The sequence below is a fragment of the Type-F symbiont of Plautia stali genome (assembly GCF_059731105.1).
The window spans coordinates 2,672,477-2,698,948 of sequence record NZ_AP035909.1; the positions used below are offsets into that span (position 1 = coordinate 2,672,477).

23 protein-coding genes, 1 tRNA gene and 3 pseudogenes are annotated in these 26,472 nt (G+C 49.5%); 14 read left to right on the forward strand and 13 right to left on the reverse strand.

Annotation, left to right across the window (positions count from 1 at the left end):
• Positions 1–4 precede the first annotated feature (4 nt).
• The 3 genes from AC6I7A_RS12610 to yejF are packed head-to-tail and all read left to right on the forward strand — an operon-like array spanning position 5 to position 3,723.
• Positions 5–1,096, forward strand: coding sequence for a microcin C ABC transporter permease YejB (locus tag AC6I7A_RS12610; protein WP_009089127.1), 1,092 nt, complete (start codon positions 5–7; stop codon positions 1,094–1,096).
• A complete protein-coding gene (locus AC6I7A_RS12615; protein WP_058956722.1) occupies positions 1,096–2,118 on the forward strand; it encodes an ABC transporter permease in 1,023 nt (340 codons plus the stop codon). The genes AC6I7A_RS12610 and AC6I7A_RS12615 overlap by 1 nt, the downstream gene beginning before the upstream one ends.
• Complete coding sequence (yejF, locus tag AC6I7A_RS12620) at positions 2,119–3,723, forward strand: microcin C ABC transporter ATP-binding protein YejF (RefSeq protein ID WP_058956723.1); 1,605 nt, start codon at positions 2,119–2,121, stop codon at positions 3,721–3,723. It abuts the gene before it with no gap.
• On the opposite strand, the gene AC6I7A_RS12625 is transcribed toward yejF, so the two are convergent.
• From AC6I7A_RS12625 to rsuA, 3 genes are all read right to left on the reverse strand, one after another.
• A complete protein-coding gene (locus tag AC6I7A_RS12625) occupies positions 3,710–4,027 on the reverse strand; it encodes a YejG family protein (RefSeq protein ID WP_009089120.1) in 318 nt (105 codons plus the stop codon). The two genes, yejF and AC6I7A_RS12625, sit on opposite strands and share 14 nt — an antisense overlap.
• Positions 4,028–4,310: 283 nt before the next feature.
• The gene (locus AC6I7A_RS12630) at positions 4,311–5,507 is read right to left on the reverse strand and encodes a Bcr/CflA family multidrug efflux MFS transporter (protein ID WP_058956724.1); all 1,197 of its coding nucleotides are present in this window, start codon (positions 5,505–5,507) and stop codon (positions 4,311–4,313) included.
• Positions 5,508–5,557: 50 nt separating this feature from the next.
• The gene (gene rsuA, locus AC6I7A_RS12635; RefSeq protein WP_058956725.1) at positions 5,558–6,277 is read right to left on the reverse strand and encodes a 16S rRNA pseudouridine(516) synthase RsuA; all 720 of its coding nucleotides are present in this window, start codon (positions 6,275–6,277) and stop codon (positions 5,558–5,560) included.
• Between the two features lie 155 nt (positions 6,278–6,432).
• On the opposite strand from rsuA, the gene radD reads away from it, so the two are divergent.
• Together radD and rplY are read left to right on the forward strand one after the other, a co-directional pair.
• Complete coding sequence (radD, locus tag AC6I7A_RS12640) at positions 6,433–8,187, forward strand: DNA repair helicase RadD (protein WP_009089113.1); 1,755 nt, start codon at positions 6,433–6,435, stop codon at positions 8,185–8,187.
• Between the two features lie 153 nt (positions 8,188–8,340).
• Complete coding sequence (gene rplY / locus AC6I7A_RS12645) at positions 8,341–8,625, forward strand: 50S ribosomal protein L25 (protein ID WP_058956726.1); 285 nt, start codon at positions 8,341–8,343, stop codon at positions 8,623–8,625.
• 118 nt (positions 8,626–8,743) lie between these two features.
• Here the strand turns inward: rplY and yejK are convergent, their stop codons facing one another.
• Positions 8,744–9,748: a nucleoid-associated protein YejK gene (gene yejK / locus AC6I7A_RS12650; RefSeq protein ID WP_058956727.1), complete on the reverse strand. Its 1,005-nt coding sequence runs from the start codon at positions 9,746–9,748 to the stop codon at positions 8,744–8,746.
• Between the two features lie 158 nt (positions 9,749–9,906).
• On the opposite strand from yejK, the gene AC6I7A_RS12655 reads away from it, so the two are divergent.
• From AC6I7A_RS12655 to AC6I7A_RS12670, 4 genes and pseudogenes are all read left to right on the forward strand, one after another.
• Positions 9,907–10,134, forward strand: coding sequence for a YejL family protein (locus AC6I7A_RS12655; protein WP_009089108.1), 228 nt, complete (start codon positions 9,907–9,909; stop codon positions 10,132–10,134).
• A gap of 22 nt (positions 10,135–10,156) precedes the next feature.
• A complete protein-coding gene (yejM, locus tag AC6I7A_RS12660) occupies positions 10,157–11,911 on the forward strand; it encodes an LPS biosynthesis-modulating metalloenzyme YejM (RefSeq protein ID WP_058956728.1) in 1,755 nt (584 codons plus the stop codon).
• 73 nt (positions 11,912–11,984) lie between these two features.
• Positions 11,985–12,061: transfer RNA gene (locus AC6I7A_RS12665), tRNA-Pro, on the forward strand.
• A 213-nt stretch (positions 12,062–12,274) separates the two neighbouring features.
• A pseudogene (locus tag AC6I7A_RS12670) lies at positions 12,275–13,504 on the forward strand (integrase domain-containing protein).
• Positions 13,505–13,685: 181 nt separating this feature from the next.
• Here AC6I7A_RS12670 and AC6I7A_RS12675 read toward each other — a convergent pair.
• The 6 genes from AC6I7A_RS12675 to AC6I7A_RS12700 all read right to left on the reverse strand — a co-directional run bounded on the left by AC6I7A_RS12675 (position 13,686) and on the right by AC6I7A_RS12700 (position 20,915).
• Complete coding sequence (locus tag AC6I7A_RS12675; RefSeq protein WP_498003712.1) at positions 13,686–16,430, reverse strand: SIR2 family protein; 2,745 nt, start codon at positions 16,428–16,430, stop codon at positions 13,686–13,688.
• A 151-nt stretch (positions 16,431–16,581) separates the two neighbouring features.
• Positions 16,582–17,214, reverse strand: a complete 633-nt coding sequence (gene hxsA, locus AC6I7A_RS12680) for a His-Xaa-Ser repeat protein HxsA (protein ID WP_072215508.1) — start codon at positions 17,212–17,214, stop codon at positions 16,582–16,584.
• Positions 17,211–18,323, reverse strand: coding sequence for a His-Xaa-Ser system radical SAM maturase HxsC (hxsC, locus tag AC6I7A_RS12685; protein ID WP_058957768.1), 1,113 nt, complete (start codon positions 18,321–18,323; stop codon positions 17,211–17,213). The genes hxsA and hxsC overlap by 4 nt, the downstream gene beginning before the upstream one ends.
• Entirely contained in the window at positions 18,316–19,710 is a 1,395-nt protein-coding gene (hxsB, locus tag AC6I7A_RS12690; RefSeq protein ID WP_058957769.1) for a His-Xaa-Ser system radical SAM maturase HxsB, read from the reverse strand. Before hxsB ends, hxsC begins: the two co-directional genes overlap by 8 nt.
• Positions 19,707–19,979: a His-Xaa-Ser system protein HxsD gene (gene hxsD, locus AC6I7A_RS12695; protein WP_058957790.1), complete on the reverse strand. Its 273-nt coding sequence runs from the start codon at positions 19,977–19,979 to the stop codon at positions 19,707–19,709. Before hxsD ends, hxsB begins: the two co-directional genes overlap by 4 nt.
• Before the next feature lie 741 nt (positions 19,980–20,720).
• Positions 20,721–20,915, reverse strand: a complete 195-nt coding sequence (locus AC6I7A_RS12700) for a hypothetical protein (RefSeq protein WP_498003715.1) — start codon at positions 20,913–20,915, stop codon at positions 20,721–20,723.
• A 248-nt stretch (positions 20,916–21,163) separates the two neighbouring features.
• Here AC6I7A_RS12700 and AC6I7A_RS12705 point away from each other — a divergent pair, with 248 nt between their 5' ends.
• Both AC6I7A_RS12705 and AC6I7A_RS12710 read left to right on the forward strand, forming a co-directional pair.
• Positions 21,164–21,556, forward strand: coding sequence for a hypothetical protein (locus AC6I7A_RS12705; RefSeq protein ID WP_498003717.1), 393 nt, complete (start codon positions 21,164–21,166; stop codon positions 21,554–21,556).
• A gap of 10 nt (positions 21,557–21,566) precedes the next feature.
• Positions 21,567–21,686, forward strand: a pseudogene (locus tag AC6I7A_RS12710) (relaxase/mobilization nuclease domain-containing protein); the annotation flags it as partial.
• A gap of 31 nt (positions 21,687–21,717) precedes the next feature.
• On the opposite strand, the pseudogene AC6I7A_RS12715 reads toward AC6I7A_RS12710, so the two are convergent.
• The 3 genes and pseudogenes from AC6I7A_RS12715 to AC6I7A_RS12725 all read right to left on the reverse strand — a co-directional run bounded on the left by AC6I7A_RS12715 (position 21,718) and on the right by AC6I7A_RS12725 (position 24,160).
• A pseudogene (locus AC6I7A_RS12715) lies at positions 21,718–22,803 on the reverse strand (IS3 family transposase).
• Between the two features lie 143 nt (positions 22,804–22,946).
• Entirely contained in the window at positions 22,947–23,219 is a 273-nt protein-coding gene (locus tag AC6I7A_RS12720; RefSeq protein WP_058957771.1) for a hypothetical protein, read from the reverse strand.
• Positions 23,213–24,160 (reverse strand): hypothetical protein, encoded by a 948-nt coding sequence (locus tag AC6I7A_RS12725; protein ID WP_058957772.1) that lies wholly within the window; start codon positions 24,158–24,160, stop codon positions 23,213–23,215. The genes AC6I7A_RS12720 and AC6I7A_RS12725 overlap by 7 nt, the downstream gene beginning before the upstream one ends.
• 437 nt (positions 24,161–24,597) lie before the next feature.
• Between AC6I7A_RS12725 and AC6I7A_RS12730 the strand changes: the two genes are divergently transcribed.
• The 3 genes from AC6I7A_RS12730 to AC6I7A_RS12740 all read left to right on the forward strand — a co-directional run bounded on the left by AC6I7A_RS12730 (position 24,598) and on the right by AC6I7A_RS12740 (position 26,422).
• The gene (locus AC6I7A_RS12730; protein ID WP_153009213.1) at positions 24,598–24,984 is read left to right on the forward strand and encodes a hypothetical protein; all 387 of its coding nucleotides are present in this window, start codon (positions 24,598–24,600) and stop codon (positions 24,982–24,984) included.
• A gap of 446 nt (positions 24,985–25,430) precedes the next feature.
• On the forward strand, positions 25,431–25,634 hold the full coding sequence (locus tag AC6I7A_RS12735) for a hypothetical protein (protein WP_009089095.1): 204 nt from the start codon (positions 25,431–25,433) through the stop codon (positions 25,632–25,634).
• Positions 25,635–25,705: 71 nt separating this feature from the next.
• Positions 25,706–26,422 (forward strand): 4'-phosphopantetheinyl transferase family protein, encoded by a 717-nt coding sequence (locus AC6I7A_RS12740; protein WP_058957773.1) that lies wholly within the window; start codon positions 25,706–25,708, stop codon positions 26,420–26,422.
• Positions 26,423–26,472: the final 50 nt, after the last annotated feature.

Here is a 26,472-nt window from a genome sequence, read left to right on the forward strand (position 1 = left end):
ACCGTTGGCCGCTTACTTTCTGCGCAGAGTCCTGCTGATCGTTCCGACGCTGTGGGCGATCATCACGCTGAACTTCTTTATCGTGCAAATCGCCCCCGGCGGACCGGTCGATCAGGCGCTGGCTAATATTGAGTTTGGTCAGACAACCGGCCTGCCCGGCAGCGGCGCCGACAGCGCCGGTTCACATGCCACGCGCAGTCATCTCAATCCTGCCGACAATCAGTACCGGGGCGCACGCGGGCTGGACCCGGAGGTAATTGCAGAGATCAAACAGCGCTACGGATTCGATAAACCCCTGTGGCAGCGCTACGGCGAGATGCTGTGGAACTATCTGCGCTTCGATTTTGGCGACAGCCTGTTTCGCAGCGCCTCGGTAGTGGGGCTAATCAAAGAGAGCCTGCCGGTTTCCATCAGCCTGGGGTTATGGAGCACCCTGATTATCTATCTGGTGTCGATCCCGCTGGGTATCCGCAAGGCGGTGCGCAACGGCTCTGCGTTTGATATCTGGAGCAGCGCCCTGATTATTGTGGGCTACTCCGTTCCGGCTTTCCTGTTCGGCATCATGCTGATCGTGCTGTTTGCCGGGGGCAGCTATCTGGACTGGTTTCCGCTGCGCGGGCTCACCTCTGCGCAGCACGACACGCTGCCCTGGTATGGTCAGGTGCTGGATTACTTCTGGCACATCGCGTTGCCGGTGCTGGCGACGGTGATCGGCGGCTTCGCCACGCTGACAATGCTGACAAAAAACGCGTTTCTGGATGAGATCCGCAAACTCTATGTGGTGACCGCGCGCGCCAAAGGAGTGCCGGAGCGGCGTATTCTCTATCATCATGTGTTTCGCAATGCGATGCTGCTGGTCATCGCCAGCTTTCCTGCCACCTTTATCAGCATGTTCTTTACCAGTTCCGTGCTGATCGAGGTAATGTTCTCCCTGAACGGGCTGGGGCTGCTCGGCTATGACGCCACCCTGCAACGCGACTATCCGGTCATGTTTGGCACGCTCTATATTTTTACCCTGATCGGGTTACTGATGAACATTCTCAGCGATCTGACCTATACGCTGGTCGATCCGCGCATCGATTTCAGGAGCCATTGATGCCGCTTTCTCCCCTCACTCAGCAGCGCTGGCAGCGCTTTCGCCATAACCGGCGCGGCTACTGGTCGCTGTGGATCTTTCTGGTCCTTTTTCTGCTGTCGCTGGGTGCCGAGCTGATTGCCAATGAAAAGCCGCTGCTGGTGCATTATCAGCAGCGCTGGATGCTGCCACTGCTGTTTGACTACAGCGAAACGGACTATGGCGGCGTGCTGCCGACCGCCGCCGATTATCAGGACCCGTGGCTGCAGCAGCGCATTGCCCGGCAGGGCTGGGCCCTGTGGGCGCCGATTCGCTTCAGCGACAGCACCCTCAATTTTGCGACCCAGGTGCCCTTCCCCTCTCCGCCGTCGGCGCAGAACTGGCTTGGCACCGACGCCAACGGGGGCGACGTGCTGGCGCGGCTGCTTTACGGCACGCGTATCTCGCTGCTGTTCGGTCTGCTGCTGACGCTCTTCTCCAGCGTAATTGGCATTGTGGTCGGCGCGGTGCAGGGCTATTTCGGCGGCAGAATCGATCTGATCGGGCAGCGGCTGGTTGAAGTCTGGTCCGGCATGCCCGCGCTGTTTCTGCTGATTTTACTCTCCAGCGTGATCCAGCCCGGCTTCTGGTGGCTGCTGCTGGTCACCGTCGCCTTCGGCTGGATGAGTCTGGTCAGCGTGGTGCGGGCCGAGTTTCTGCGCACCCGTAACTTCGATTACATTCGCGCGGCGCAGGCCCTTGGCGTCAGCGACGGCCGGATTATGCTGCGCCATATGCTGCCTAACGCCATGGTGGCGACCCTGACCTTTCTGCCGTTTATTTTGTGTGGGTCGATCACCACCCTCACCTCACTCGACTTTCTCGGCTTTGGTCTGCCGCTGGGCTCGCCCTCGCTGGGGGAGCTGCTGCTGCAGGGCAAAAACAACCTGCAGGCGCCATGGTTAGGCCTGGCAGGCTTTTTCACGCTCGCGATCCTGCTTTCGCTGCTGATTTTTATTGGCGAAGCGGTGCGCGATGCCTTCGATCCGGGCAAAGGAGCCTGAATGACGACACCCTTACTGGCCATCAACGATCTTTCGATTGCCTTTCGTCAGGGCGATGCGCTTCGCCCGGTGGTGGAGGATCTCTCCCTGCGCATCAATGCAGGCGAAACCCTGGCGCTGGTGGGCGAGTCAGGCTCCGGCAAGAGCGTAACGGCGCTGTCGGTGATGCGACTGCTGCATGAGGCGTCGGTGGTTTATCCCCGGGGCGAGATCCTGTTTCAGGGTGAAGATCTGCTGCGCGCCCCGGAGGCGCGGCTGCGTGCCCTTCGCGGCAACCAGATGGCGATGATTTTTCAGGAGCCGATGGTGTCGCTCAACCCGCTGCACACCGTGGAGAAGCAGCTGTATGAAGTGCTCTCGCTGCATCGCGGACTGCGTCGTCCGGCGGCCCGCGGAGAGATACTCAGCGTGCTCGATCGGGTCGGCATCCGGCAGCCTGCCGCCCGGCTCAACGATTTTCCGCACCAGCTCTCCGGCGGCGAACGCCAGCGCGTGATGATCGCCATGGCCCTGCTGACCGAACCCCAGCTGCTGATCGCCGATGAGCCGACCACCGCGCTGGATGTGACGGTGCAGGCGCAGATCCTGAAGCTGCTCCGCGAACTGCAGCGGGAGATGAACATGGGCATGCTGTTTATCACTCATAACCTGAATATTGTGCGCCAGCTGGCGGATAGCGTCAGCGTGATGCGTCAGGGTCGCATCGTGGAACAGAACCGCGGTCAGGTTCTGCTGGACCAGCCGCAGCATCCCTACAGCCAGCAGTTACTGGCCGCCGAACCGGAAGGAACCGCGCTGCCGCTGCCTGCGGTCGCCCCGGTGATACTTCGGGTCGAACAGCTTCAGGTCAGTTTTCCGCTACGGCGCGGACTGTTCCGGCGGCAGGCGGCCGAAAAGATCATACTCGCCGGGCTGAGTTTTACCCTGCGGCGCGGCGAAAGTCTGGGCCTGGTTGGCGAGTCCGGTTCGGGCAAAAGCACCACCGGGCTGGCGCTGCTGCGGCTGATTCGCTCGCGCGGGGAAGTCTGGTTTGATGGTCAGCCGCTGCATCAGCTGACGCGCCGGCAACTGCTGCCGCTGCGCCAGCGCATTCAGGTGGTGTTTCAGGACCCCAATTCCTCCCTGAATCCGCGGATGACGGTGCAGCAGATTATTGCCGAAGGCATGGCGGTACATCTGCCCGCTATCGGTCGGGCAGAACAGGAGCAGCGCGTCATCGCGGTGATGCAAGAGGTGGGACTCGACCCGGAAAGCCGCCACCGCTATCCGGCCGAATTTTCGGGGGGGCAGCGACAGCGTATCGCCATCGCGCGGGCGCTGATTCTGGAACCGGAGCTGCTGGTGCTGGACGAACCGACCTCCTCGCTGGACCGCACGGTGCAGAAACAGATCCTGACGCTGCTACGTCGTCTGCAGCAGCAGCGCCAGCTCAGTTATCTGTTTATCAGTCACGACCTCGATGTGGTTCGATCCCTGTGTCACCAGCTTATCGTGCTGCGTCAGGGAGAAGTGGCAGAACAGGGAGAGTGTGAAAAGTTGTTTGCTTCACCTGAGAACGACTACACCCGCGAGCTGCTGCAGTCGTCCCGGCTCAGCCTGCGTTAAAGGTTTCGGCAATCGCCACGCCCTGATTTTTCAGGCAGCAGTTAGTGGCACTCTCGTCACGGCGCTGAATGAACAGGCAGGGCTGCCCTTCACATTCGGCCACTTTACAGTCGACCTGAATCTCTGCCAGCACCTCTTTTAACTGCTGCAGGATTTCCCACGCCGGAATGCCATCGTGGCTGATCAGACGCAGCGCCACGAACTCCTGGTCATCCAGGGCTTCATCAGGCTCAATAGCACTGTGGCGATCGCTGGCCCAGCGGAAACGCTGCGGCAGGCGATGCACAATTGAAAGTTGCAGCATCGTTTACTCTCCCCGAATGAGTTTATGTCGCAACACACAGCAACCGACGCTGAAAGCTGACCGACAACCGCTGAGTCCGGACGAGTGTTAATCGTCTGCCCGCGCGCATTTTTTGCGACTCTCATCGCACTTCTGGCTATATGTACCGCGTTCACACGCCGTTAACAATCATTTTAGACGCAATATGATTACTTTTTTAGCTAAAGATTTTCACAATATAGAAACATAACAAGAAAGGCCGCTAACAGAGCCAGCGGTAACGGGGAAAACCCCCTGCGCCCGGCTAGCGGGACGCAGGATGGGGACGTGACGCGTAGAGAAAGAGCAGCAGGGAAATCGTCGCGCACAGCGCGATGGTGCCTACCATCGGCCAGGCGCTGTTGAAACTCATCAGCGACAGCAGCGCCCCCACAAAAGCCCCGACGCCAAAACGCAGGGTGCCCGCCAGTGAGGAAGCCGTGCCCGCCATATGCGGGAACGCATCGAGGATCACCGCCATCGCATTGGATGAGACGATCGACACACAGCCGATAAACAGTGCGACACCCAGCACCAGCGGCAAAAAGCCCAGGTCAAAGGCGCTGACCAGCAGCAGCCAGATCCCCATAGAGAACTGGATCAGCAACCCCAGCCGGAACATCGCGACCGGGCCAAAGCGGCGCACGGCCCTGCTGTTAATCAGGGTCAGCACGAAGAGAAACACCACGTTAAGGCCAAAGTAGTAGCCGAAGTTTTGCGGCGAAACGTGATTCAGTTCGATATAAACAAAGGGACCGGCGTTAAGAAAGGTGAAGAGTCCGGCAAAGGAGAAGCCGCTCGCCAGCATATAACTGAAGGCCCGTTTGTGACGAAACAGCGTGACGAAATTACCCAGCGTGGTGCGCAGATGGAATCGCTGGCGCTGCTCCGGCTTCAGGGTTTCGCGGATCTGCGTGGTCACCAGCAGTGTGGTGACTAATGCCGCGCCCGACAGCGCCCAGAAGATGGCGTGCCAGCTCCAGAGCACCAGCAGCCAGCCGCCGATAATCGGCGCCAGCAGCGGCGCAATGGTGGTGATCAGCATCACGAACGACATCATGCGCGAAAAGTCCTCTTTCGAGTAACTGTCGCGCATCAGGGCGTTGATCACCACGCTGGCGGCCGCGGCCGACAGCCCATGCAGAAAGCGCATGGTAATCAGCTGATCAATGCTTTGTGACAACGCACAGGCCGCGGCGGCGCAGGCAAAGATCAGCGTGCCAAGCGCAATCACCGGCTTGCGGCCGTAGCTGTCCGCCAGCGGCCCATAGATGAGCTGCCCGATCGCGAACCCCAGAATGTAGAGATTCAGCGACATCTGCACGCTACCCGCCGACACGCCAAACTCACGCGCAATCTGCGGCATGGCAGGCAGATACATGTCTATCGACAACGGCATCAGCATGGCTAACAGACCGAGGATGACGACCAGACCTGTTGGCGAATTCTTTTCCTTACGCACACCTTCTCCTGCCCTGTGGGACTGGCACGGGCTGCTGGCAGCCCGTCCGCTTATTTAGCCTGTAACTCTTTTGGCAGACCAATACTGGCGATCTCTTCTTCCGTCAGCGGCCGGTATTCGCCCGGTTCCAGATCGGCATCCAGCACGATGTCGCCAATGCGCTCACGATGCAGCTCAACCACCCGATTGCCGACCGCCGCAAACATCCGTTTCACCTGGTGATAACGCCCTTCGCTCAGGGTCAGCAGCACTTCGGTCGGCGTGATCACCTCCAGCTGTGCCGGTTTGGTCAGGCTCTTCTCATTGTGCAGCTGTACGCCCGCCGTAAACTGCGCGGCCGTATCGTCACTGACCGGCGATTCCAGTGTGACGCGATAGGTTTTCTCGCAGTGATGACGCGGCGAGGTAATCCGGTGTGACCACTGACCATCATCCGTCATCAGCACCAGTCCGGTGGTGTCAATATCGAGACGCCCTGCTGCGTGCAGTTTGAAAGACATCGGCTCTTCGAGGAAATAGAGGATGGTGGGATGATCGGGATCGTCGGTTGAGCAGACGTAACCCTGTGGTTTGTTCAGCATAAAGTAGCGTGGACCGGTGAGCATCTGCAGCACGTTGCCGTCATAGGCGACTTCGTGGTCGGGCAGCAGTTTAAACGCGGTATCGCGTACGATCTCCCCGTTCACGGTGACACGCTGGCCGCGGATTTCGCGATGGGCGATGGCGCGGCTGATTTCCAGTTGCTGAGAGATGAATTTGTCGAGTCGCATGAATTCGTTTTGCCTGTTACTGCGGAGGGAATCTGAAACGGCCTGGTTAACCGTTGAAAATGTGCAGGAAGTATAACGTGATCTGCGTCCGCCTGACAGCGCGTTTACCGGACTTTCATGGCATAATTGCCGCCAGTTTTGCAAAAGTGAGCGCCATGTCTTTTACCTTACGCCCCTATCAGCAGGATGCGGTTAATGCCACCGTTGCGCATTTCCGTCGTCATCAGGAACCTGCAGTGATCGTACTGCCCACCGGCGCCGGGAAGAGCCTGGTGATCGCCGAGCTGGCACGGCTGGCACGTGGCCGGGTGCTGGTGCTGGCGCACGTCAAAGAGCTGGTGGCACAGAACCACAGCAAATATGAAGCGTACGGGCTGGAGGCGGACATCTTTGCAGCCGGACTGCAGCGCAAAGAGAGCCAGCGCAAAGTGGTATTTGGCAGCGTGCAGTCCATCGCGCGTAACCTCGAACAGTTCGACAGCGCCTTTTCACTGGTGATTGTCGACGAGTGCCATCGCATCGGCGATGACAAAGAGAGCCAGTATCAGCAGATCTTCAGTCATCTGCGCCAGCACAATCCTCAGCTCCGTTTACTTGGCCTGACCGCCACGCCGTTCCGGCTGGGCAAAGGCTGGATCTATCAGTTCCACTATCACGGCATGGTGCGGGGCGACGAGAAATCGCTGTTCCGCGACTGCATCTATGAACTGCCGCTGCGTTACATGATCAAGCATCAGTTCCTGGTGCCGCCGGAGCGGCTGGATATGCCGGTGGTACAGTATGACTTCAGTCGTCTCACGGCGCAGTCGAACGGCCTGTTCAGCGAAGCCGATCTGAATCGCGAACTGAAACAGCAGCAGCGCGTGACGCCCCATATCATTCGTCAGATTGTGGAGTTCGCTGAGGATCGGCTGGGGGTGATGATCTTCGCTTCCACCGTGGATCATGCGCGTGAAATCCTGCAGCTGCTGCCCGAAAACAGCGCGCTGGTCTCCGCCGAAACGCCCGCCCGCGAGCGTGATGCCCTGATCCTGGCATTTAAAGCACAGCAGCTGAAATTCCTGGTGAACGTAGCGGTACTGACCACCGGCTTTGATGCGCCGCACGTAGACCTGATTGCGATACTGCGCCCGACCGAGTCGGTCAGCCTCTATCAGCAAATCGTCGGCCGCGGCCTGCGGCTCTCGCCCGGTAAGCGCGACTGCCTGATCCTCGATTATGCCGGTAATCCCCACGACCTCTTCACGCCGGAAGTCGGCGCGCCGAAAGGGGCCAGCGACAATCAGCCGGTGCAGGTTTTCTGCCCCGCCTGCGGCTTTGCCAATACCTTCTGGGGCAAGGCGACCGAAGATGGCATGGTCATCGAACATTTTGGCCGGCGCTGCCAGGGGGTGCTGGAAGATGATGAGGGAGAACGCGAACAGTGCGACTATCGCTTCCGCTTTAAGAGCTGTCCCGACTGCGGCGCGGAAAATGATATCGCCGCCCGGCGCTGTCACCAGTGCGATAAAGTGCTGGTCGATCCCGACGATATGCTCAAAGCGGCACTGAAACTCAAGGATGCACTGGTGCTGCGCTGTGGCGGCATGACGCTGGAACAGGGTTCGGATGCCAAAGGTGAGTGGCTCAAAGCGACCTACCATGACGAGGATGGCACCAGCGTCAGCGAACGTTTCCGGCTGCAGACGCCCGCGCAGCGGAAAGCGTTTGAGCAGCTCTTTATGCGCCCGCATCAGCGCGCACCCGGCGTACCGCTTGGCTGGCAGACCGCCGCCGACGTGCTGGCGCTGCAGCCGCTGTTGCGTCATCCCGATTTTGTGGTGGCCAGGGCCAAAGGCCAGTTCTGGCAGATCCGTGAAAAGATGTTTGATTATCAGGGCCGCTACCGCCGCGCGAATGAGCTGCGCTGACGCGGATGCACCGCTGGCAGGCGGCTATATCGTTTGCTCCCGGCAGGGATAACCGCTATACTGCCGCCCGCTTTTGCATGTGCATCAGCGGAATTGAATAACCTGCCTGTTACTGGGTCGCCTGTAGCAGGAATTAAATAAAGAGACGTATTAATGTTCACTATCAATGCAGTAGAACGTAAAGAGCAGGGTAAGGGTGCGAGCCGCCGCCTGCGTACAGCAAACCGTTTCCCGGCCATCATCTACGGTGGTTCTGAAGCGGCTGTTGCCATCGACCTGGATCACGACTCCGTAATGAACCTGCAGGTAAAACCAGGTTTCTACGAAGAAGTGCTGACCCTGGTTGTTGACGGTAAAGAAACCAAAGTGAAAGTTCAGGCTGTTCAGCGTCACCCGTTCAAGCCAAAACTGTTTCACATCGACTTCGTTCGCGCGTAATCGCGAGCCTTGTTGAACGTAGAAGGGCCGGTTGCGAAACCGGCCCTTTTATTTTGTCTGTCGCTGCCAAAGGTTATCACCGCGCAGCGTCAAAAAAGCCGGGCTGAGCCCGGCTTTTTTATTTGCTGCTGGTGCGGCGCTGTAGCTGGTCACGCAGATTGGGTGGCGTGCCTTTGATTGTCAGGGTGTCCGTTACCGGGTCCCAGAAAATACGCTCGCCCAGTAACATGGCGTCGAAATTCAGGGTCAGTCCCCCGCCGCTGCCGGCAAACTTCGTCAGCTGGCGCAGCGTGCTGCGATCCGCCGGGAAGCTCTCTTCAAGTTCGTAGCCCTGCTCCTGGGTAAAGGCCTGAAAGGTTTTTTCACCCACCGGTGGCAGTTCGCCTGACAGATCTTCCAGCGCAATCTCTTCGCCCGCCTGCAGCTGCTCGTTGCAGTAGCTGTAGACCTGCTGGCGATAATTCTGCCGCTCCTGCTTATCCAGCCCGGATTCGTTGCAGTAGTCATCCACCGCCTGCAACAGTCCCCGGTTCTGCGCCTTGGTGTCTAATCCCACTTCGGCACCGAGGAAGTCCATGAAGAAGTCAGCCACTTTACGTCCGACGCGGCCGCGCAGGAAGGTCAGATAGCGGGTCGATTCCGGGTTGGTTTCCCACTCGGTTAAATCGATGCGCGCGACGATGTCCGCATGATTGATGTCGAGATAGTGGGTGCTGCTGATATCCATCTGCTCGTTGACGCGCATGCTGGACTGGCTGTTCAGCACGGCGATCAGCAGATAGTCTACGGCCAGATAGCGGTAGTGAATAAACAGCACCACGCCGCTTTCGGCGAACGGATATTTCGCCAGTTCGTCACGCAGACGGCCGGTGGCGGCACGGCTAAAGGCGAGAAAATCATCGTTGCCCTTACGACAATTACGCAGCGCTTCTGCCAGTTCACTCTCTGCATTAAACAGGCCGTAGGCTTTGCTTTTTGCGCTGTAAACCCGGTGCAACTCCTCCACCATCGCGTTGACCGTGTTGGTGGCAGGCAGCAGCGAATCGCGCAGCGCCAGCTCAAGCTGGTTTTCATCGCGTTTGATTAACTGGTGCAGGGCAATCTGGTCGATATCCAGACTCATGGTAGACTCTCCTTTTAGCTCAGGCGCGTATTCAAACACCGCCGGCATCGGCTTTCAACTCCATACGTAAAGCGGACGCGGTACTTTCGATAAAATTGCGGAAAAAAGTACGCTGTTCCGGTACTATATCGCCTTTTGAAATGAGCTCAGACGACCTTATGCCACAATCATCCCGTTACAGCGACGAACGCGTGGAACAACTCCTCGCGGAAATGGCCCAAATCCTGCAGAAGGATAAGGCCCCCACAGACCTCTCCCTGATGGTCCTGGGCAATATGGTGACCAACCTGATTAACAGCGATGTTGCCCCGGCGCAGCGTCGCTCTCTGGCCCGATCTTTCGCCGATGCCCTGCAGGCGTCAGTGCGTGACGACAACGCTCACTAATTGGCTGATTTGATTTCATAATATGGTAACCAACCGGCAGCGCTACCGCGAAAAAGTCTCCCAGATGATTAGCTGGGGGCACTGGTTTGCTCTGTTTAATATCTTATTCGCGCTGATTTTAGGCAGTCGCTACCTGTTGGTCGCCGACTGGCCTTCTTCACTGGCGGGGCGTATCTACGCCTATACCAGCTGGGTTGGCCACTTCAGTTTTATCGTTTTTGCCGCCTATCTGCTGATCATCTTCCCGCTGACGTTTGTGGTGATGTCGCAACGGCTGATGCGGGTAGTGTCCGCAGTGGTCGCCACCGCGGGTCTGACGCTGGTCATGGTCGACAGCGCGGTGTTCAGCCGCTTCCACCTTCACCTGAACCCGGTGGTGTGGGAGCTGGTGATTAACCCCGATCAGAGCGAGATGGCGCGCGACTGGCAGCTGATGTTTATCAGCGTGCCGCTGATTTTTCTGGTCGAGATGCTGTTTGCGACCTGGAGCTGGCAGAAACTGCGCAGCCTGAATCGCCGGTCGTTTGGTAAGCCGCTCGCGGCCCTGTTTATCAGCGCCTTCTTTGCCAGCCACCTGATGTATATCTGGGCTGATGCCAACTTCTATCGCCCGATAACCATGCAGCGCGCTAACCTGCCGCTCTCCTATCCGATGACCGCCCGCCGTTTCCTGGAGCGTCACGGTCTGCTGGATGCGCAGGAGTATCAGCGTCGCCTGGTTCAGCAGGGCGACCCGGAAGCGCTGGCGGTGGAATATCCGCTGAGCGACATTACCTTCCGCGATGGCGGTACACGCAATAACCTGCTGGTGCTGACCGTAGATGGCCTGAATAATGCCACGATGGCCAGTGCGCTGCCTCAACTCAACCAGTTTGCCAGCGAAAACGTGCGTTTCACGCAGCACTACAGCGCCGGAGATACCCCGGAGAAAGGGTTGTTTGGCCTCTTCTACGGCATCTCCTCCAGCTACATGAACGGTATTCTGGCATCCCGTACGCCGTCTGCCCTGCTGGGCGCGCTGAGCACGCAGGGTTATCAGTTTGGCCTGTTCTCCTCTGAGGGCTTTAACCCGCCGCTCTACCGACAGGCGCTGCTGACCGACTATTCACTGCCGGCGATGACCAGCCAGCCGAACGCCAGCACCGTCGCGCAATGGCAGAACTGGCTGGAGAAGCAGACAGGTTCCCAGGCACCCTGGTTCTCCTGGATCGCGCTGAACGGCCCTGACGTCACCGGCGACAGTGCCAAAGCCCGTCAGCGCAGTTATCTGCGTCAGGCACCCGCCGTCGATCAGCAGATTCATGCCGTTCTGAGCAGCCTGCAGGCGCGTGATTTGCTGAAGAACACAGTGGTGGTGATCACCGCGCAGCGCGGTCTGGCCCTAGAGGGTAACCCTGACAGCGCAGGCAATCGCCAGACATTGCAGGTGCCATTAGTGATTCACTGGCCTGATACGCCCGCGCAGACCGTTGATCGTCTCTCCGATCATCAGGATGTGATGACGACGCTGATGCAGCGCCTGCTGCATGTGCGAACCAATCCGGTGAACTATTCGCAGGGTGAAGATCTGTTTGCTGCACGTCGTCGCCATGACTGGGTGGCCAGCAGCGAAGAGAACAAGCTGGTGATCACCACGCCGCAGGTGACGCTGGTGCTCAACAACAACGGCAGCTATCGCGCTTATGATGCCGCGGGCAATGCGCTGAAAGATCACAAGCCGGAACTGACGTTGCTGTTGCAGGTATTGACTGAGGAGAAGCGATTTATCGCTAACTGATTAATTATCAGGCAAATAGTCAGCTGGTGTCTTGCATTCATGCCGATAACCAGTAGACTAATCCTCCAGTGTTCGGCACGTAGCGCAGCCTGGTAGCGCACGGTCATGGGGTGTCCGGGGTCGGAGGTTCAAATCCTCTCGTGCCGACCAAATTCTCCCAACGTTTTGTCTGGTGAAGTCCAGAGAGAACCATAAAAACAGTTTAAACGTTAGGTTGTTGAAACCTGCTGTTTTTCTGTTGTCTAGTGAAATCCTGATTGATACAGTGGAATCCACCTGATTCAGCCATACTCATGGGCATACGTTTCTAAGACGGCTTTTTGATATGATTAAGCCTTCCGAGGAACAGAATGGAGACTGCTCATGGCAAGACAGACCAAACCCTTAAACAATACCGAAGTGAAGAACGCCAAAGCTGCTGAACGAGCATTGGTTATTTATGACGGGGACGGTCTGGAACTGCAGGTAACTCCCGGAGGCTCAAAACTCTGGCTGTTTCGTTATTAAAAACCCTTTACTCGTAAACGGGCCATGATCAGCTTTGGTTCATACCCTTCCGTTTCGCTTTCTGAAGCCCGCTAAAATCGTGAATCAGCCCGCGCTCTTCTCAGCAAAGACGTCGCCCCTCAAGAGCACAAAAAAGCAGAGCAACTTCGTCAGAAGAGTGTGAGTGAAAGTACGTTTGCAAAAGTTGCAGCTAAGTGGTTTAAGACCAAAAAGGCAGCAGGATTAACAACTCACACTCTTAACGATATCTGGCGTTCAATGAGTAAATATGTGTTCCCACATATTGGCTCCATGCCTATTTCCAGCATTACTGCTCAGCAATTCATTGCTGCTCTTGAACCTACACATGCAGCAGGCAGGCTGGAAACAGTAAAACGGCTTACACAACGTATCAACGAAGTCATGGATTTCGCTCTGAACTCTGGTTTAGTCAGTTCAAACCCAGCAACGCGAATTGGTAGAACATTCCATAAACCTAAAGTTAAACATCGCCCTGCCCTTTTACCTGAACAACTTCCCCTTCTGATGAAGACTCTCGCATTTGCCAGTATTGGCAGACAAACACGTTGTCTCATCGAGTGGCAGCTACTGACTATGACAAGACCCGGAGAAGCAGCAATGACCCGCTGGGATGAGATTAACTTTGAGACTAAGGAATGGCGCATTCCGGCTGGCAGAATGAAAATGAAACGGGAACACGTCATTCCGTTGTCAGAGCAGGCATTTGGTGTATTAGATGTCATGAAGCCAATTAGTCAGCATAGAGATTTTGTTTTCCCCGGTTATCGAAACCCGCTTGAACCGATGAACAGTCAGACTGCTAACATGGCGCTGAAACGAATGGGATTCAAAGATCTGTTAGTAGCTCATGGTATGAGATCAATTGCCTCAACTATCCTTAATGAGAAAGGTTTCCCATCTGACGTGATTGAAGCAGCTTTGGCTCACATTGATACAAATGAGGTTAGAAGAGCTTATAACCGTGCCCAATACTTGGAACAACGTAGAGAGATGATGGCTTGGTGGGGGCAATATATTGTCAATGCTTCAAATGGCTTATTTCATATTTCTGCTTCATTAAGTTAATACAATTATTTTAAACTGAGAGATTAATATTCAATAGCCACCTGCCAAACCATTCATATCATCCAACAAAGAAATACAGATAAATTATCATTGAATATTAGAATATAACACACCACCTTAGCATGAAATAAAGCGGTGCGTTAAATATCTTTGATAATTTTAAGTAAAATTATTTTAAAAACTAAGATTTACTTAAAGCTGTAAACTTATCAAATGATGCTTGAAATTGACTCAATCCTTTTTCTTCAATCAAATACTTCAAATACCATGACAAGTCATTTTGAATTTTTATTTTCGTAAGTTGAGCATCTAAACTGTCATTAGAAAAGATGTTCTCAATAAAATTTTCAAGCTCAGATATAAAAACCTCAGGAAAACAATAACCCTCAGAAATTAGAACTAACTTAAAAATATAATCTTTCGGTTCTTCGCAAGAGAAATTCAATATTTCATCCTTAACAAAGCTATCAATCTCATCGCGAACCTCATCATTTCCTATTCTTCTAATATTAAGAAGTAATTTCTCAGTATAAAACCTCTTTGACCTTATTTCTATATTTTCCACTTTTGAAATCAACATTTTTACTAAAGAAACATTTTCATATTTATAACCGTGCACAGTTGAAACATGATACAAGTTATTAAGAATACCTATATCCAAAGATATATTGTCATAACCGTTAATTTTTTCATAAATAATCTTTTCAACAATAATGTCAATAATATTGAGAATTATTTTATTTGATCTATTGTATAAATAATTATTAACAGAAATAAAATACATAATGCTATCATAGAGATCAGTGCCTTGCGTTCTAAAATAGGATACCGACAAGATATTCTCGATGATATTTTTTAACTCTACTTCGTTCCAACGAATAAAGCTTAGTATGATAATTATATTTTTATAACAACCATCAACGAATGTCGAATAAATATTCGATTGATCTTTATCCTTGAAAAGCAAACATATGTTTTTAAGAGACTCTAAAACATATTTTTTAACATAACGAATTTCTTTACATTCCATGTGTATTATTTCGAATATTATTTTATTTTCTAACAGCTTGTTTGCAAAGCTTTTAACTACATCATGCTTGCAATATTTTATTAAAATGAAAACATCAACAAGTTGAATTTTGAAATAATTCTCGCTAAAGTTATAGTTTAAACTATCCATGACTGTGTCTTCAAACAAAGACTTAGTTTCTATGTAATTTTCAATAAAAAGGTCGTTCCCTAAAATGAATTTAATATAAGGGTAAAGCTTTGCTCTTATATTGGCTTCATCAGCAGAATAAGCAATACCACCATTATTTCTAATATCCGAGTATTTCCTATACTTTCTTGTCTCTACGCTAAACCTATAATACGCCTTGTAAATCTCTTTAAACTCTAAAATGTCAACAAGCTCATTTAAGTCAGATTGTAGATCATTTGGAAAGTCCTTAATTCTATTCTTATAATTAAAACAATTAAACTCATTAAGTAAAATTATACAAGTGCTATAGTGTCTATCATTAACATTTTTAGCATGGCTTTCAACTCGCTGATAAACTGAATCAAAATTAGCCATGTTAATGGTAGCCATAATGAAGTTACTTTCATCTAGGTAAAAATTAACTTTTGACAAATAAAAACTCAAAACATCCTTGAAATTATTATTCATCATCATAATTTCTAAACTATTTTTACTGTACTTAAAAGTAAGTTTATTTAAAATATTTTCACTTACATTATCCGTTCTCTCCAGAATTTTGTATTCTTTTCCAGATATTAAAACTGAATCAATAAATGCTTTATTAAGAATAGCATCAAAACTAGCTTTGCATTTATCATTTCCACTCAAGAACAACGAATTATATATAAAATTTATTTTTCTTTTATATACATCATAATCATTTGTCAAAAGATTATCTGGAAATTCCAATCTGACCTTTGGTATGAAATTGATAGTACAATTAGTTATTTTTTTTGTTATCTGTTCTGGAAGAAGAACATTATACTGCTTTAAAGCTCTAAATTTATACTCAAAATAATCAATTATTTTATTATTAATAATCTTTAGAAGTTTTTTATCATTCAAATTATTCTCAGAAAACTTTAACATTTCTATAATTAGTGCGCCTCGATCTGCGATAGTGTTTAGGTCATCAAAGAAACAACCATACAGATTTTCATATGTCATTTTTTTTGTAGTAGGAGTAAGTAATGAAATCCCATGATTATTAAGATATTGAGCATGCGCATAACTGAAGTCTTTTTGGATTAAAAATTTGTTAGGTGTAGCTTTCGAGATATTTGTAATCCAAGTAATAATTTGCTTTAAATTATAATCGCTATATGAGTAACCAAGAAAAACGATAGTGCAAGTAGAGAATATTCCTTTTATATAATTCTCAATCAAAGGGAAATTTTTATTATACTGTAAGTAATCATCCTCTTTGAATACGAAGTTGTGCTGTTTAAAGTCCCCATGCATCTTTATTATTTTTTTATCTAACTTACTCTGAGCCAAGTCTATATCTGAACTTATAATGTCATATGGCAGCGCCATTGATTTCACCGTTTTTTCAATCAAATCATCCCAATTAGTTGTAATTATATAATGTGGATTTAATTCAAAAATTTTCTTATGATAATCACTTGGTTCAAGTTCTCTGATAGAAGATTTTATTTTATTAACATATGAATGCTGACCAAATTTCAAAAAATAAAGCTGTGCTATTTTTAAATAATCGCCTTCATCCACAACACCTAACTCTTCTTTTAACTCCTGTATTAGCTCACCCCAGCTTGGTATTTTTAACAATTCAGTTTCGCTGAATTTAGAATAGCCAGCACCTATAAAAAAAACTAATTTGTTATTTTCTTTAGCGTCAAGTATCTCTTTGAGATTACTTTCTAAAAAAGACAAGTACTCCATTTTCCACCCTCTCACTCGAATTATGAAATCAATTTTCTGATAGAAAAAATTAATCTTAAGTCTTGATATTTACACTGTCATACTTAAAAACCAGTTTATTCTTATATAAAATCATTTATATTTTGTTGATGCACTATGTCTTCCATTCCATTTACCTTGCGAGGATATTGAGTGAATTTAATAACTGAGTGTCCAAGGTTTCCCTTACCGGTGTGGGTAGCCCATTTGCAACTCTATAATTCTTGATGGCTGTTCGTGTTGCAGGCCCCATACTCCCGTCAATACTACCGTTGTAAAAACCTTTATCGAGCAAGGCGAACTGCACTCTCATGATCAACCGCTTACGTTTTTCTGTATCCGAAGTCAGCCCGCTACTTGCTCGATTAGCACCTGTGGTTCCTGCTGAGTTTGTTGTGGTTGTGCTATCTGTGTCATTAGAGCGAAGTGAACGGACAGAGGAGGAGGAGGAGGAGCGAGTTCCTGAACTGGATGAGTCTGAGGTGCTTGGCGAGCTGTATGTTTTGGGATAGTAAGGAGCGCTTCCGCCATAGTAACCTCCGCCTGATGAGGAACGGTGTGAGCTATGGCTACGATGAGAACTGTGACTTCTGTGTCCTGCAATGTAGAACGGCACTTCGGTGTTGAGCGGGGCTATAACCAAATCATGTTCGTTCAAAGCCATACCAGGTAAGTCACTGGCACCGGTAGATGAATCACTTGCCCATACAGAGTTATTAAGAGCAAAAAATCCAGGAAGCAGAGCCGCGAAATTAAACTTTTTCATATTATTGGTCTCGGAGGTTGATGAAAACGGCCTTTTGATGAACTGAAATAACCAGCACAGGAAGACTTCTGAGTGCATTCATCACATTCTTTGGGATAGTAATTTTTCCAGTCTGAGATGGACTGTGTGGCAAAATCCCATGCCCTTTCAGGGAGGTGACACAGTGGGTAATTGAAGATGGTAAGAGGGATACCTGACCTGTGTGCAGTATCTACAGCCGAAAGGATTTGTTCGCTGTAGTTGTCGTGCTCTATGAAGATTGATGACCAGTTCTTACGGGCCCATCCAATCGACTCCAGTCCCATCAGTGAGATTTGGTTAATGTTCGAGAACACACGGCCAGCAAACTCTACAATGTCATCAAGCTCTGTATAGTTCGCCTGAGTAGGGATGACTCTCAGTTCTATGTTGATCCCTGAGTTACCGGCATTGATCATTCCCCTGACTGTTTCATCAAATGCTCCCTCGCTTCCGACCAGGTGGTCGTGCACTGATGCTCTTGAAGAATAAAGCGGTATCCCAAACGTGATTTTGATCTTATCGCTTCTTTCTTTCATCTGCTTAGTAAAGCTGACATCCGCAAACTTCCGACCGTTGGTTAGAACATGCAGTGCTGTGTCAGGGGAATTTTCGATTATGAAGTCCAGAAAATACAGGAAGTCTACGCCATAGAGCAAAGGCTCTCCCCCGCTCACTCCCACTACTCCATTCAGAGAGAAGGAAGCGATAGCGAGAGCTGACTGGTTGAGAAGCCAGTCATCGTTTCCAGCTTTAGGAGGTTGAGAACAAAACAGGCAACTGTTGTTGCACCTTTCAGTGACAAGGACAGTGTTGTGGTTTGCTCTACGGGACAGTATCACCCGGAGCATGTTGCCGTTGTTGACGATCCCAATGTCACCATCTTCGATGGAATCGTAAAGTTCCTGGCTCACAATCGAGTCTGCAAAATATGCAGGCAGTCTGGAATCGCGTTGTGTTGTAGTGACAAACAAATTTGGCAGATAAAATTGAGGATTTTCGGGCTTAGCTTTGCACAGGCGATAGAAGCCTTGCTGAACTGGCAAGTCCGATGAAAACCGGAAAACATCGTTTCTCAGCACCTCAGACATAAGCCCACCTTTTGAGCATCTCAGCCATTGGTCCATCCTGAGAGATTTCATTCAGCAGGAAGCGGAACATCCCTTTGTGATACTGGCAGAAGGTTGACCGACTCTTGTCACCAACAGGTTCGCCATGAACACTGATGTTCTGACAAGGATCTGCTCCACAGAAAGGTTGGTAAGCACAGGTATCACAACCGGGCATGGCGAAATTAAATGAAGATGAGAGAGCGGAACGGTAGTATTCGTTGCTACTGAATGACAGTGAAGCAAACTCTCCTGCACTGAAATCTGCTTCGGGATTTACTTTCTGGAGCATACGGCTTTCGTCGCTGCCGTAGACCTTGCCGTCATAGTTGAACAGGATGCAGTTCAGCACAACTCCGCTTGGTGATTTCAGATCTGCATAACCACTGAAGCCTGGATTGAAAATTCTCTTTAGATGGATTGAAGCCGAATGCTCAACTACAGGTATACCCTTCTGGTTCTGAAGCAACACTTCCTGCATCAACTTTTTATAAAACTCAAAATATTCAGGCATTGAAAAAGTGAAGCTCTGCTTCTGAGCAAACCCATATGGGCTGACTGGCCTGATAAACATGTCGGTTAGGCCAAGAGACAGATGAGCATCTACTATGGAAGCTGGCTCTTTTGTCAGCTCCTTAGTAACTGTGGTTACCGTAGCTACCCGGTTTGCTCCAAGTTCTTCTGTGATTTTTCTAATGCCCGTGACAGCTTTGTTGTGAGCCTGAGAGTCGGTGAGGATACGGTTTTTATTATGGACGGCTTCATTACCATCAAGAGACACAGAAAAGGTGATATTCCGGTCTTCAACCCAAGAGAGGATGGTTTCATCGAGTATTGAGAGACTCGTGGCAATAACCATTTCGAAAGCATCACTACCTAACAAACTAACACACTCCTCGTAAATTGACTGGACGAGATCGAACCTGAGAAGCGGTTCTCCGCCCTGCACTTCAACCTTGTATGGAGGGGTGCCCAGCTTCTTAATGGTGCTTACGATTTCCGGTATCAGTTCTGTGTTCAGATCGTAACCATCAGCGGTGACCGATGCTCTGCTGACCTGGCAATACTTGCATGTGTGATCGCACCTGAGAGTCGGCACAATCATAAAGATTGGTCTTACTGCCAGCTCGTTCATCAGTCGTTTGGCAAAGGCAGAACTCAGGGAGGCTTTTGAAACAGCCTGAGTAGCATCGTCTGAAATGAACAATCGGCTTTCAAGTAGCCGGGATGTTGTTTGTTCTGGAGGGAATTTGTTATCGGCAAGAAGATGCAGATCTTCGTCATCGACGAAGCTGTGAAAGCCAGCAAGGTTGCTGATGAAGACTTTGCCATTGCTCAGGCGTTCAAAGTTGAATGGCATAGTGTTCATTGAGAGAGTCTCGTATCGATGCTCCTCAAAACATTGTCGATGATAGAAGCCCTGACCTGTCCGGTATGTGCCTGAAGCTTCTCCCTGAGCTTGTAATCATTCAGCAATCGCTCAAACTCGAACTCAACCTCGTCATTCCAATATTCAAACGATACAAGCCAATGCTCCTCATCTTCATCCAGCTTCCAGCGGGCGACAGTGCTCATCCAGTAGAGGCTGTTTCGAATCACCCATTCAGAAGCCGCTGTTTTTATTAGTATTTTATGCATAGCATTACCATTCATAAAGTAGTATAACTGGAATGTAAAGTTTTTCTTATAAATCTTTAAACACAAAAGAGGCTAAAAATCAGCCACTCAAAGGATTGAAAACATAACTTATTGTTTAAATTCTAATTTTTTAACATTAAATGGAGAAAAATCTCATTCCACATTATAATGAGTGTATTTTTAGATGTAAATTTGTTTTGTAATATTTTAGTGTACATGTGAACATAGTTAGATAAGCTAACCAATAGTTCGCCTTATGAACAAAAAGACATTCAAAAACATCTGAGTAGGATTTGCACATGAGCACAGATAGCATTGAGCCAAAAGAAAAATCTATGTCGCTTTTAAAACATTTTTTTGTTTATTTTTTAAAAGTTGCATAGCTTTAGGGATTATTGGAATTGTAACTTTCCTATTTTTATTGTTGATTAAAGCTAAAACACTCCCAGTATTCCTAGCATTTTTATTACCAATTATTTTTGGTTTAATAGGCTCTTTACTTTACTTTTGGAAAAAAACGAAATATTTGATCATATGGTCTACAGATTTATCTTTAGCCGTATCAGCAATGATTGTCGCAACTGCTTCGATAGCAAAATCATACGACCAAAAATGGTATGATTCACTCGGATTGGGTCAATCCGAATATTCAGCAGCAGTCTTTAGCTATATATCTTTTTGTGCGTTAATTAAAGTAATGATAACTATTTATAGCTTTTCCGAATATGAGAAGAAGTATAATTAGTGTTTTTTCTTAAGCTCTTTAACACCCATAACTATTACCACAGGTGTTAAAAAGATCAAAATACAGTTAACACAAATCAATACCCAATAGAGTGGATTATCCATTTTAAATGAAAACATTTCTGCAACAGAAAAAAACACAATAGAAAAGTAAATGGAAAACAAAGTAGAAACTTTCACAAATTCATTCATAAACACCTCCAGTATTAATAACATTTATATGCAATATAAAAAATAAAAAGTCAAATTTAAGCAAGGGCTAACTCATAGATGCTCCGCATCTTTGAGTTGCCTTGCTTTTTCCGCCCTTCGGTTGAAAAAGAAAGATTAAAGCCACTGCCCAATCAAAACCCAACCCATTGACACTATTGTTTTTTATGGTATTTATTATATATAACATACGGACTTGCTATTAATTATAAATATCAAAAGGAGTTGATATGGAAAAAATAAATATTATTTTCGATGATGAGTTTCCTTCTTCGTTTACCAATAATTCTGCCGCAAAGAAGTTGCCTCCGAATCGTCTTCGCAGATACTCAGTGACAGTAAGATTAAACGAGGTTGAGCTGAATAAAGTAAACCAGTCCAGAGGACAGCTAAGCAGGAGCTGTTGGCTGAGATCTTCAGCTCTTAAGCAATTACCTCCCTCAGTTCCAGAGGTGAACAAAGAAGCCTGGCACCAACTAACGCCTTCCCTGCAAAAGTTGAATGACCTCACTTCATATCTAAATCGTCGCGGAACTGATGCTCAGCCTTTGAGTAAGGAGGTTGATACTCTTAGGCTGAAGCTGTCGCATGTGAGAGATGCCTTGCTATCTCTCGATAAGTGACTATCCCTTCATGAAGGGAATGCAGAAGATTCGCAGAGGTAAGTGCTTCAGAGGTGTCGTCTCATATGCACTTGCGCCAGCACCACATCACAAGATAGCCCCCATGATAATCGGCGGTAACATGATTGGCTTTGACCTGCCCCCAGTATTAGATACAACCTTCAGTTAGTAATGTCGGTTGGTTTTTCTTCTTGTTTCCCGTTTCGCCAGCATGTTGCAAATTCAGACGGCGTCTGGTAATTCAGCGATGAATGCGGTCTGGACTCGTTATAGTCCTGCCGCCAGTCATTAATGATTTTCCGGGCATGTAGAATATCGCTGAACCAGTGCTCATTCAGGCATTCATCCCGGAAGCGGCCATTGAAACTCTCAATAAATCCGTTCTGCGTTGGCTTGCCCGGCTGGATTAAGCGCAACTCAACACCATGTTCAAAGGCCCATTGTTCGAGCGCACGGCAGGTAAACTCCAGGCCCTGATCCGTTCTTATCGTTGCCGGATAGCCACGAAACAGCGCTATGCCGTCCAGAATACGCACGACCTGAACGCCTGAAATACCGAAAGCGGCGGTGATCGTCAGGCACTCCTTCGTGAAATCATCCACGCAGGTCAGACACTTAATCCGGCGGCCGCTGGCAAGTGCATCCATGACAAAATCCATCGACCATGTCAGGTTCGGCGCATCCGGGCGGAGAAGCGGAAGCCGCTCAGTCGCCAGACCCTTACGGCGTCGCCTGCGTTTTACACCCAGATCTTTAAGGTGATAGATGCGGTAAACCCGCTTGTGGTTGACGTGAAGGCCCTCCCGACGCAATAACTGCCAGATGCGCCGGTAACCAAACCGGAGACGTTCAAGTGCCAGCTCTGTGATGCGCAGAGACAGCTGCGCGTCAGCAGCCGGACGCTGAGCCGAGTAACGGCAGGTCGACAGGGGCAAACCTGCCAGCCTGCAGGCCCGACGTTGCGACAGACCTGCGGCCTCACACATGACTTCCACGGCTTCCCGCTTCTGGTCTGTCGTCAGAACTTTCGGCCAAGAGCCACCTGAAGCGCCTCCTTATCCAGCATGGCTTCTGCAGGCAGCTTCTTAAGGCGGGCGTTCTCTTCCTCAGGCGACTTCAGGCGCTTAACCTCGGGCACCGCCATACTTCTTGCGCCAGGTGTAAAAGGTGGCGTCAGAAATGGCGTGCTTACGGCAGAGTTCACGGGCAGAAACCCCGGCTTCAGCCTCGCGAAGAATACTGATGATCTATTCGTCGGAAAAACGCTTCTTCATGGGGGTGTCCTCATATGGCTTATGAAGACATTACTAACATCGTGGTGTATTAATCAACGGGGAGCAGGTCACATGTGCAATCGGTACCCCCCCTCTCTGAATCATCCGCCACATTCTTACTCATCTAAGCGAACGATTACACCTCCTCTGCCTCCCACTGCAATACACTTACCGCGGGACATATCTATGTAATATCTCACTGGATTAGGCATATTTTCCATCATCCAGGGAAGTTCTTCAGAAAATGTTAAGTCTGAGGTGGAAACAACGCAGACAGATTGACCGTCTAAAAAAGCGTTTTCAACCTCATGAAAACGCTCATCCCATCCGGAGCCTGTTTCCAGCGCATATTCTTTCGCTATTTCAATCGCCTGATTTTCCGTTAGCATTTCTGAGCTCCATACCAGACGTTATACATTAATCCTCCCACAACAACCGGGCCTAAGAGGAAACCTGCCGCTTCATGCCGCAACATCGTATAGGTAATTTCGTAAGTGTTCCCCAGAGGAAATTTAAAACCCTCAATGATGTACTCTCTTCTCATCCCTCTCGCTCTCAGAAGCCCAATAGTTTCAGCAAGTGCTTCTTCCAGGTAGCGCAGTATGCAGGATTTATTGTAAGCACTTTGCCTCATAAACACTCTAAGTTCTCGTAGCAGGTAAAACTTAGGCGCAATCGCCATATGGACCTGCTCATGATAAAGAGTAGAAAGCATCTGCAAATAGGCGTCTTCCTTTGACATTGCGCCAGGATAATAATTGCGCCCAACTTCTATATCTCCCCAAGGTTTGGTCCCTCCCTGGAGGACATCGCGATACTTCGTAATTTTAATCTTAGGGGTATACCGCCAGCCTCCATTACGAGGCAGATTCATTTTTCTTCCTATATCGCTACTGTAAACCGGCATTTTTACTCCCCTGAAAGGCGTTTTAAATGTATCACCTGGTTTTTTCTTCATCAGAAGCGCAAGGACAGTATTCACACCTAACAGGGTAATCGCATCTGCCAGATCCGCGGCTGCCGCGTCGAGTTCCTGTTCGCTGCGTGCTCCGTTGGTTTTAGTGGCAAAATCAAACAATTTCTTTGCTGCTTCTAATGCCACACCGCCTGCAGCAACCCACCCGACGATGAGCAGCACTAAATCAGCGATTTCACCGATTCCAAAAAAATGTGCGCCAGCCCAGATTACAATCACCCACGCCATAGTGGCTAAAGCTGCAGGTGTGGTCATTGCAAGAAGCTGCTGACCAACATCAGCCGGTAAAAGCGCAGCCGCTTTAGAGATAACCCGTTTTAGCCTTGACTGTAAGTCGCCAGGGATAACTTCCATGATTCATCCTCTGATAACGTTAAGAGAGTAGTAGATTAGCTCTTTGCAGTCCCCTCCCTCCACTCTTTTTTAATAAATTAAAGCAGGTCACTTGTCATAGCTGGAACTGTAAAAAAAGAGATGACACGTTTAATTAACGTTAATCCATAAAGGTTTGCTGTATATAGTGCATCACCTTTATGACCAAAGAAGACTGACGCTAAACTCAAAGAGAAACAGAATTTGAATAGCCCCTTTTTTTTTAAAAAAATGCTTATTTTTTTCAGCGTAACTGATTATGAAGCACAGCGATAACTTCTATGTTACATAACAGAAGAGTCGAAAAAACCAATTCATGGGCTTATGGATGTGCACTGAATCCGTAAAAGCGATAAGATAGTCAGAAAGTTATGTTATGTCGCACATCAATCTGACAGGGGCTAAAGGGGAATATAAAAATGAAATCGGCCATGATGGTTTTAATCATCCTTCCCTTTTGTTGCCTGGTGATAAGTTTTATTTTATATCTGGTCAACAGATCGCAATATCAACGTCTTATTTCAGACTTCCAAAAAGGACGTACACTTCCTGCACCTTATCTTTTTCAATGTAATATGGGATATCTGGGTTCACCACTAATGACCTGGTTCTTCATCCGACTGAAAGATAAAAAGAAGATTTTCTTTTTAGAGCAGAAAAGCCAGAATTATGACTTCGCCAGTGAGCGTAAAAACCAGGAAAGGATCGACAGCCTGAAACCCCTTTATTACACATTTTTAGCCGGTTTCTTTTGCTGCTTTCTGTTAGCGTTTATTGCAATTCTGATCAGATTCAATGTGGTTTAAGCGCAGAGCAACAGTGGGCGGCCTGCGTTTACGTCGTCATGCCGCCGACTTGATCAAATCCCCCTCTCCTCGCGTCCCCGCCAATCCGATCTATACTTAACAGCCTGTGGGTAACAAGAGGAGAGTTTATGACCTTTATTGAAAAAGACGATCCAACAGAAGCACCTGAGTCAGGCGATAAGCAACCTTCCCCGCCAGACCAGAAGTAACCCACCAGGGCCGCGCGTGACGCGGCCTTTCTCTGTCCGCGTAGTTCCTGTTCGCAACATTCAGATTAATCCTGCCAGCCGTTAACATTATTCGTGCAATCAGCCAGTTATGGCTTGCAAGAGAGGTGGATCCGCCTCACAGAAATTACCTCCCGCTACGCTTTTTCATCAAAGTGAAACAAAAATGTCACAGAAACGCCTTACCCTGAATTCCCCTGAAACTGACGGATAATGTGTATGGCGATTAAAGCAAAGAGCCTGAAAGATGCAGAAACGTTATTGCACTCAGGCATCAGCAAAGTGGAACTGGCGTATGACATCGGCAGCGACGATTTCTTTCGCCTGGCAAGCCACTGGTGCGACCGCGGCGCGCGTATCAGCAAAGGTCATCACCATTTTGTTGTTTCTCTGAAGAGTTTTGCCATCCCGCCCAACGACTGATCCCGGCAGGCTGCTTGCCCTGTTCGCATGCACCTGATTTAATGCCGTTTTGGCATCCATCATGGTTCCGCATGCGCTATCCCGACCTGCCGCTGCCGCCTGTTGCAGGCGGCTTTATTCTCTCCTCGCATCTGAGCCACAGCGATCCGCTGCTGGCGGTGAGTCACTTTAATCTGCACGCTTACGATGAGGCACTGGCTGCTGCCTGGGGCATCACGCTGCCTGCCCGCCTGCAACAGGCTGTCCGCAAACGTCGTGCCGAATATCTGGCCAGCCGGATGCTGGTGAGGTCGGTCATGGCAGAGCTGGGCATCCCTGACTTTATCCTGAACAATGCCCCCGATCGCTCTCCCTGCTGGCCAGCGGGTATTCAGGCGTCGCTGTCACACAGTGCGGGCGTTGTGGTCGTCGCGGCAACGCGTCAGTCCTGCACTGTCGGGGTCGATGTTGAACAGATCATGGCGGAGACAACGGCAAACGACATGGCCGGGCTGCTGATGAATGCGCAGGAGCAGCAACTGCTGCGGTCGCTGCCGGTCAGCTTCAGTGCCGCCGCGACCCTGCTGTTCTCACTGAAAGAGAGTGTTTACAAGGCACTCTGGCCTCAACTGCATCAGCCGATGGACTTTCTTCAGGCGGCGCTGGTGTCGGTGGATTGTGCCCGACAGCGCGCCACGCTGCGGCTGACTCAGCACTTCAGCAAGCGATTTCCGGCGGGCACATTATTACAGGCGACATTTTTGTGGCGAGAGAATCTGGTGATAACGCAGGTAGTGCATCCGGTTTAAAAAACCGGCTAAACAACACAGCTTAGCCGGGGGTAAACACAGACGAAAGA

Bases quoted from the DNA above. Each gene is read 5' to 3' on its own strand.
- AC6I7A_RS12705 (WP_498003717.1), top strand. From the start codon at position 21,164: ATGGAAAAAATAAATATTATTTTCGATGATGAGTTTCCTTCTTCGTTT.
- rsuA (WP_058956725.1), bottom strand. From the start codon at position 6,277: ATGCGACTCGACAAATTCATCTCTCAGCAACTGGAAATCAGCCGCGCC.
- hxsA (WP_072215508.1), bottom strand. From the start codon at position 17,214: ATGAAAAAGTTTAATTTCGCGGCTCTGCTTCCTGGATTTTTTGCTCTT.
- yejM (WP_058956728.1), top strand. From the start codon at position 10,157: ATGGTAACCAACCGGCAGCGCTACCGCGAAAAAGTCTCCCAGATGATT.
- hxsB (WP_058957769.1), bottom strand. From the start codon at position 19,710: ATGAACACTATGCCATTCAACTTTGAACGCCTGAGCAATGGCAAAGTC.
- hxsC (WP_058957768.1), bottom strand. From the start codon at position 18,323: ATGTCTGAGGTGCTGAGAAACGATGTTTTCCGGTTTTCATCGGACTTG.
- yejF (WP_058956723.1), top strand. From the start codon at position 2,119: ATGACGACACCCTTACTGGCCATCAACGATCTTTCGATTGCCTTTCGT.
- AC6I7A_RS12735 (WP_009089095.1), top strand. From the start codon at position 25,431: ATGGCGATTAAAGCAAAGAGCCTGAAAGATGCAGAAACGTTATTGCAC.
- AC6I7A_RS12730 (WP_153009213.1), top strand. From the start codon at position 24,598: ATGAAATCGGCCATGATGGTTTTAATCATCCTTCCCTTTTGTTGCCTG.
- rplY (WP_058956726.1), top strand. From the start codon at position 8,341: ATGTTCACTATCAATGCAGTAGAACGTAAAGAGCAGGGTAAGGGTGCG.
- AC6I7A_RS12625 (WP_009089120.1), bottom strand. From the start codon at position 4,027: ATGCTGCAACTTTCAATTGTGCATCGCCTGCCGCAGCGTTTCCGCTGG.
- AC6I7A_RS12655 (WP_009089108.1), top strand. From the start codon at position 9,907: ATGCCACAATCATCCCGTTACAGCGACGAACGCGTGGAACAACTCCTC.
- AC6I7A_RS12700 (WP_498003715.1), bottom strand. From the start codon at position 20,915: ATGAATGAATTTGTGAAAGTTTCTACTTTGTTTTCCATTTACTTTTCT.
- hxsD (WP_058957790.1), bottom strand. From the start codon at position 19,979: ATGCATAAAATACTAATAAAAACAGCGGCTTCTGAATGGGTGATTCGA.
- AC6I7A_RS12720 (WP_058957771.1), bottom strand. From the start codon at position 23,219: ATGCTAACGGAAAATCAGGCGATTGAAATAGCGAAAGAATATGCGCTG.
- yejK (WP_058956727.1), bottom strand. From the start codon at position 9,748: ATGAGTCTGGATATCGACCAGATTGCCCTGCACCAGTTAATCAAACGC.
- radD (WP_009089113.1), top strand. From the start codon at position 6,433: ATGTCTTTTACCTTACGCCCCTATCAGCAGGATGCGGTTAATGCCACC.
- AC6I7A_RS12615 (WP_058956722.1), top strand. From the start codon at position 1,096: ATGCCGCTTTCTCCCCTCACTCAGCAGCGCTGGCAGCGCTTTCGCCAT.
- AC6I7A_RS12740 (WP_058957773.1), top strand. From the start codon at position 25,706: ATGCGCTATCCCGACCTGCCGCTGCCGCCTGTTGCAGGCGGCTTTATT.
- AC6I7A_RS12725 (WP_058957772.1), bottom strand. From the start codon at position 24,160: ATGGAAGTTATCCCTGGCGACTTACAGTCAAGGCTAAAACGGGTTATC.
- AC6I7A_RS12675 (WP_498003712.1), bottom strand. From the start codon at position 16,430: ATGGAGTACTTGTCTTTTTTAGAAAGTAATCTCAAAGAGATACTTGAC.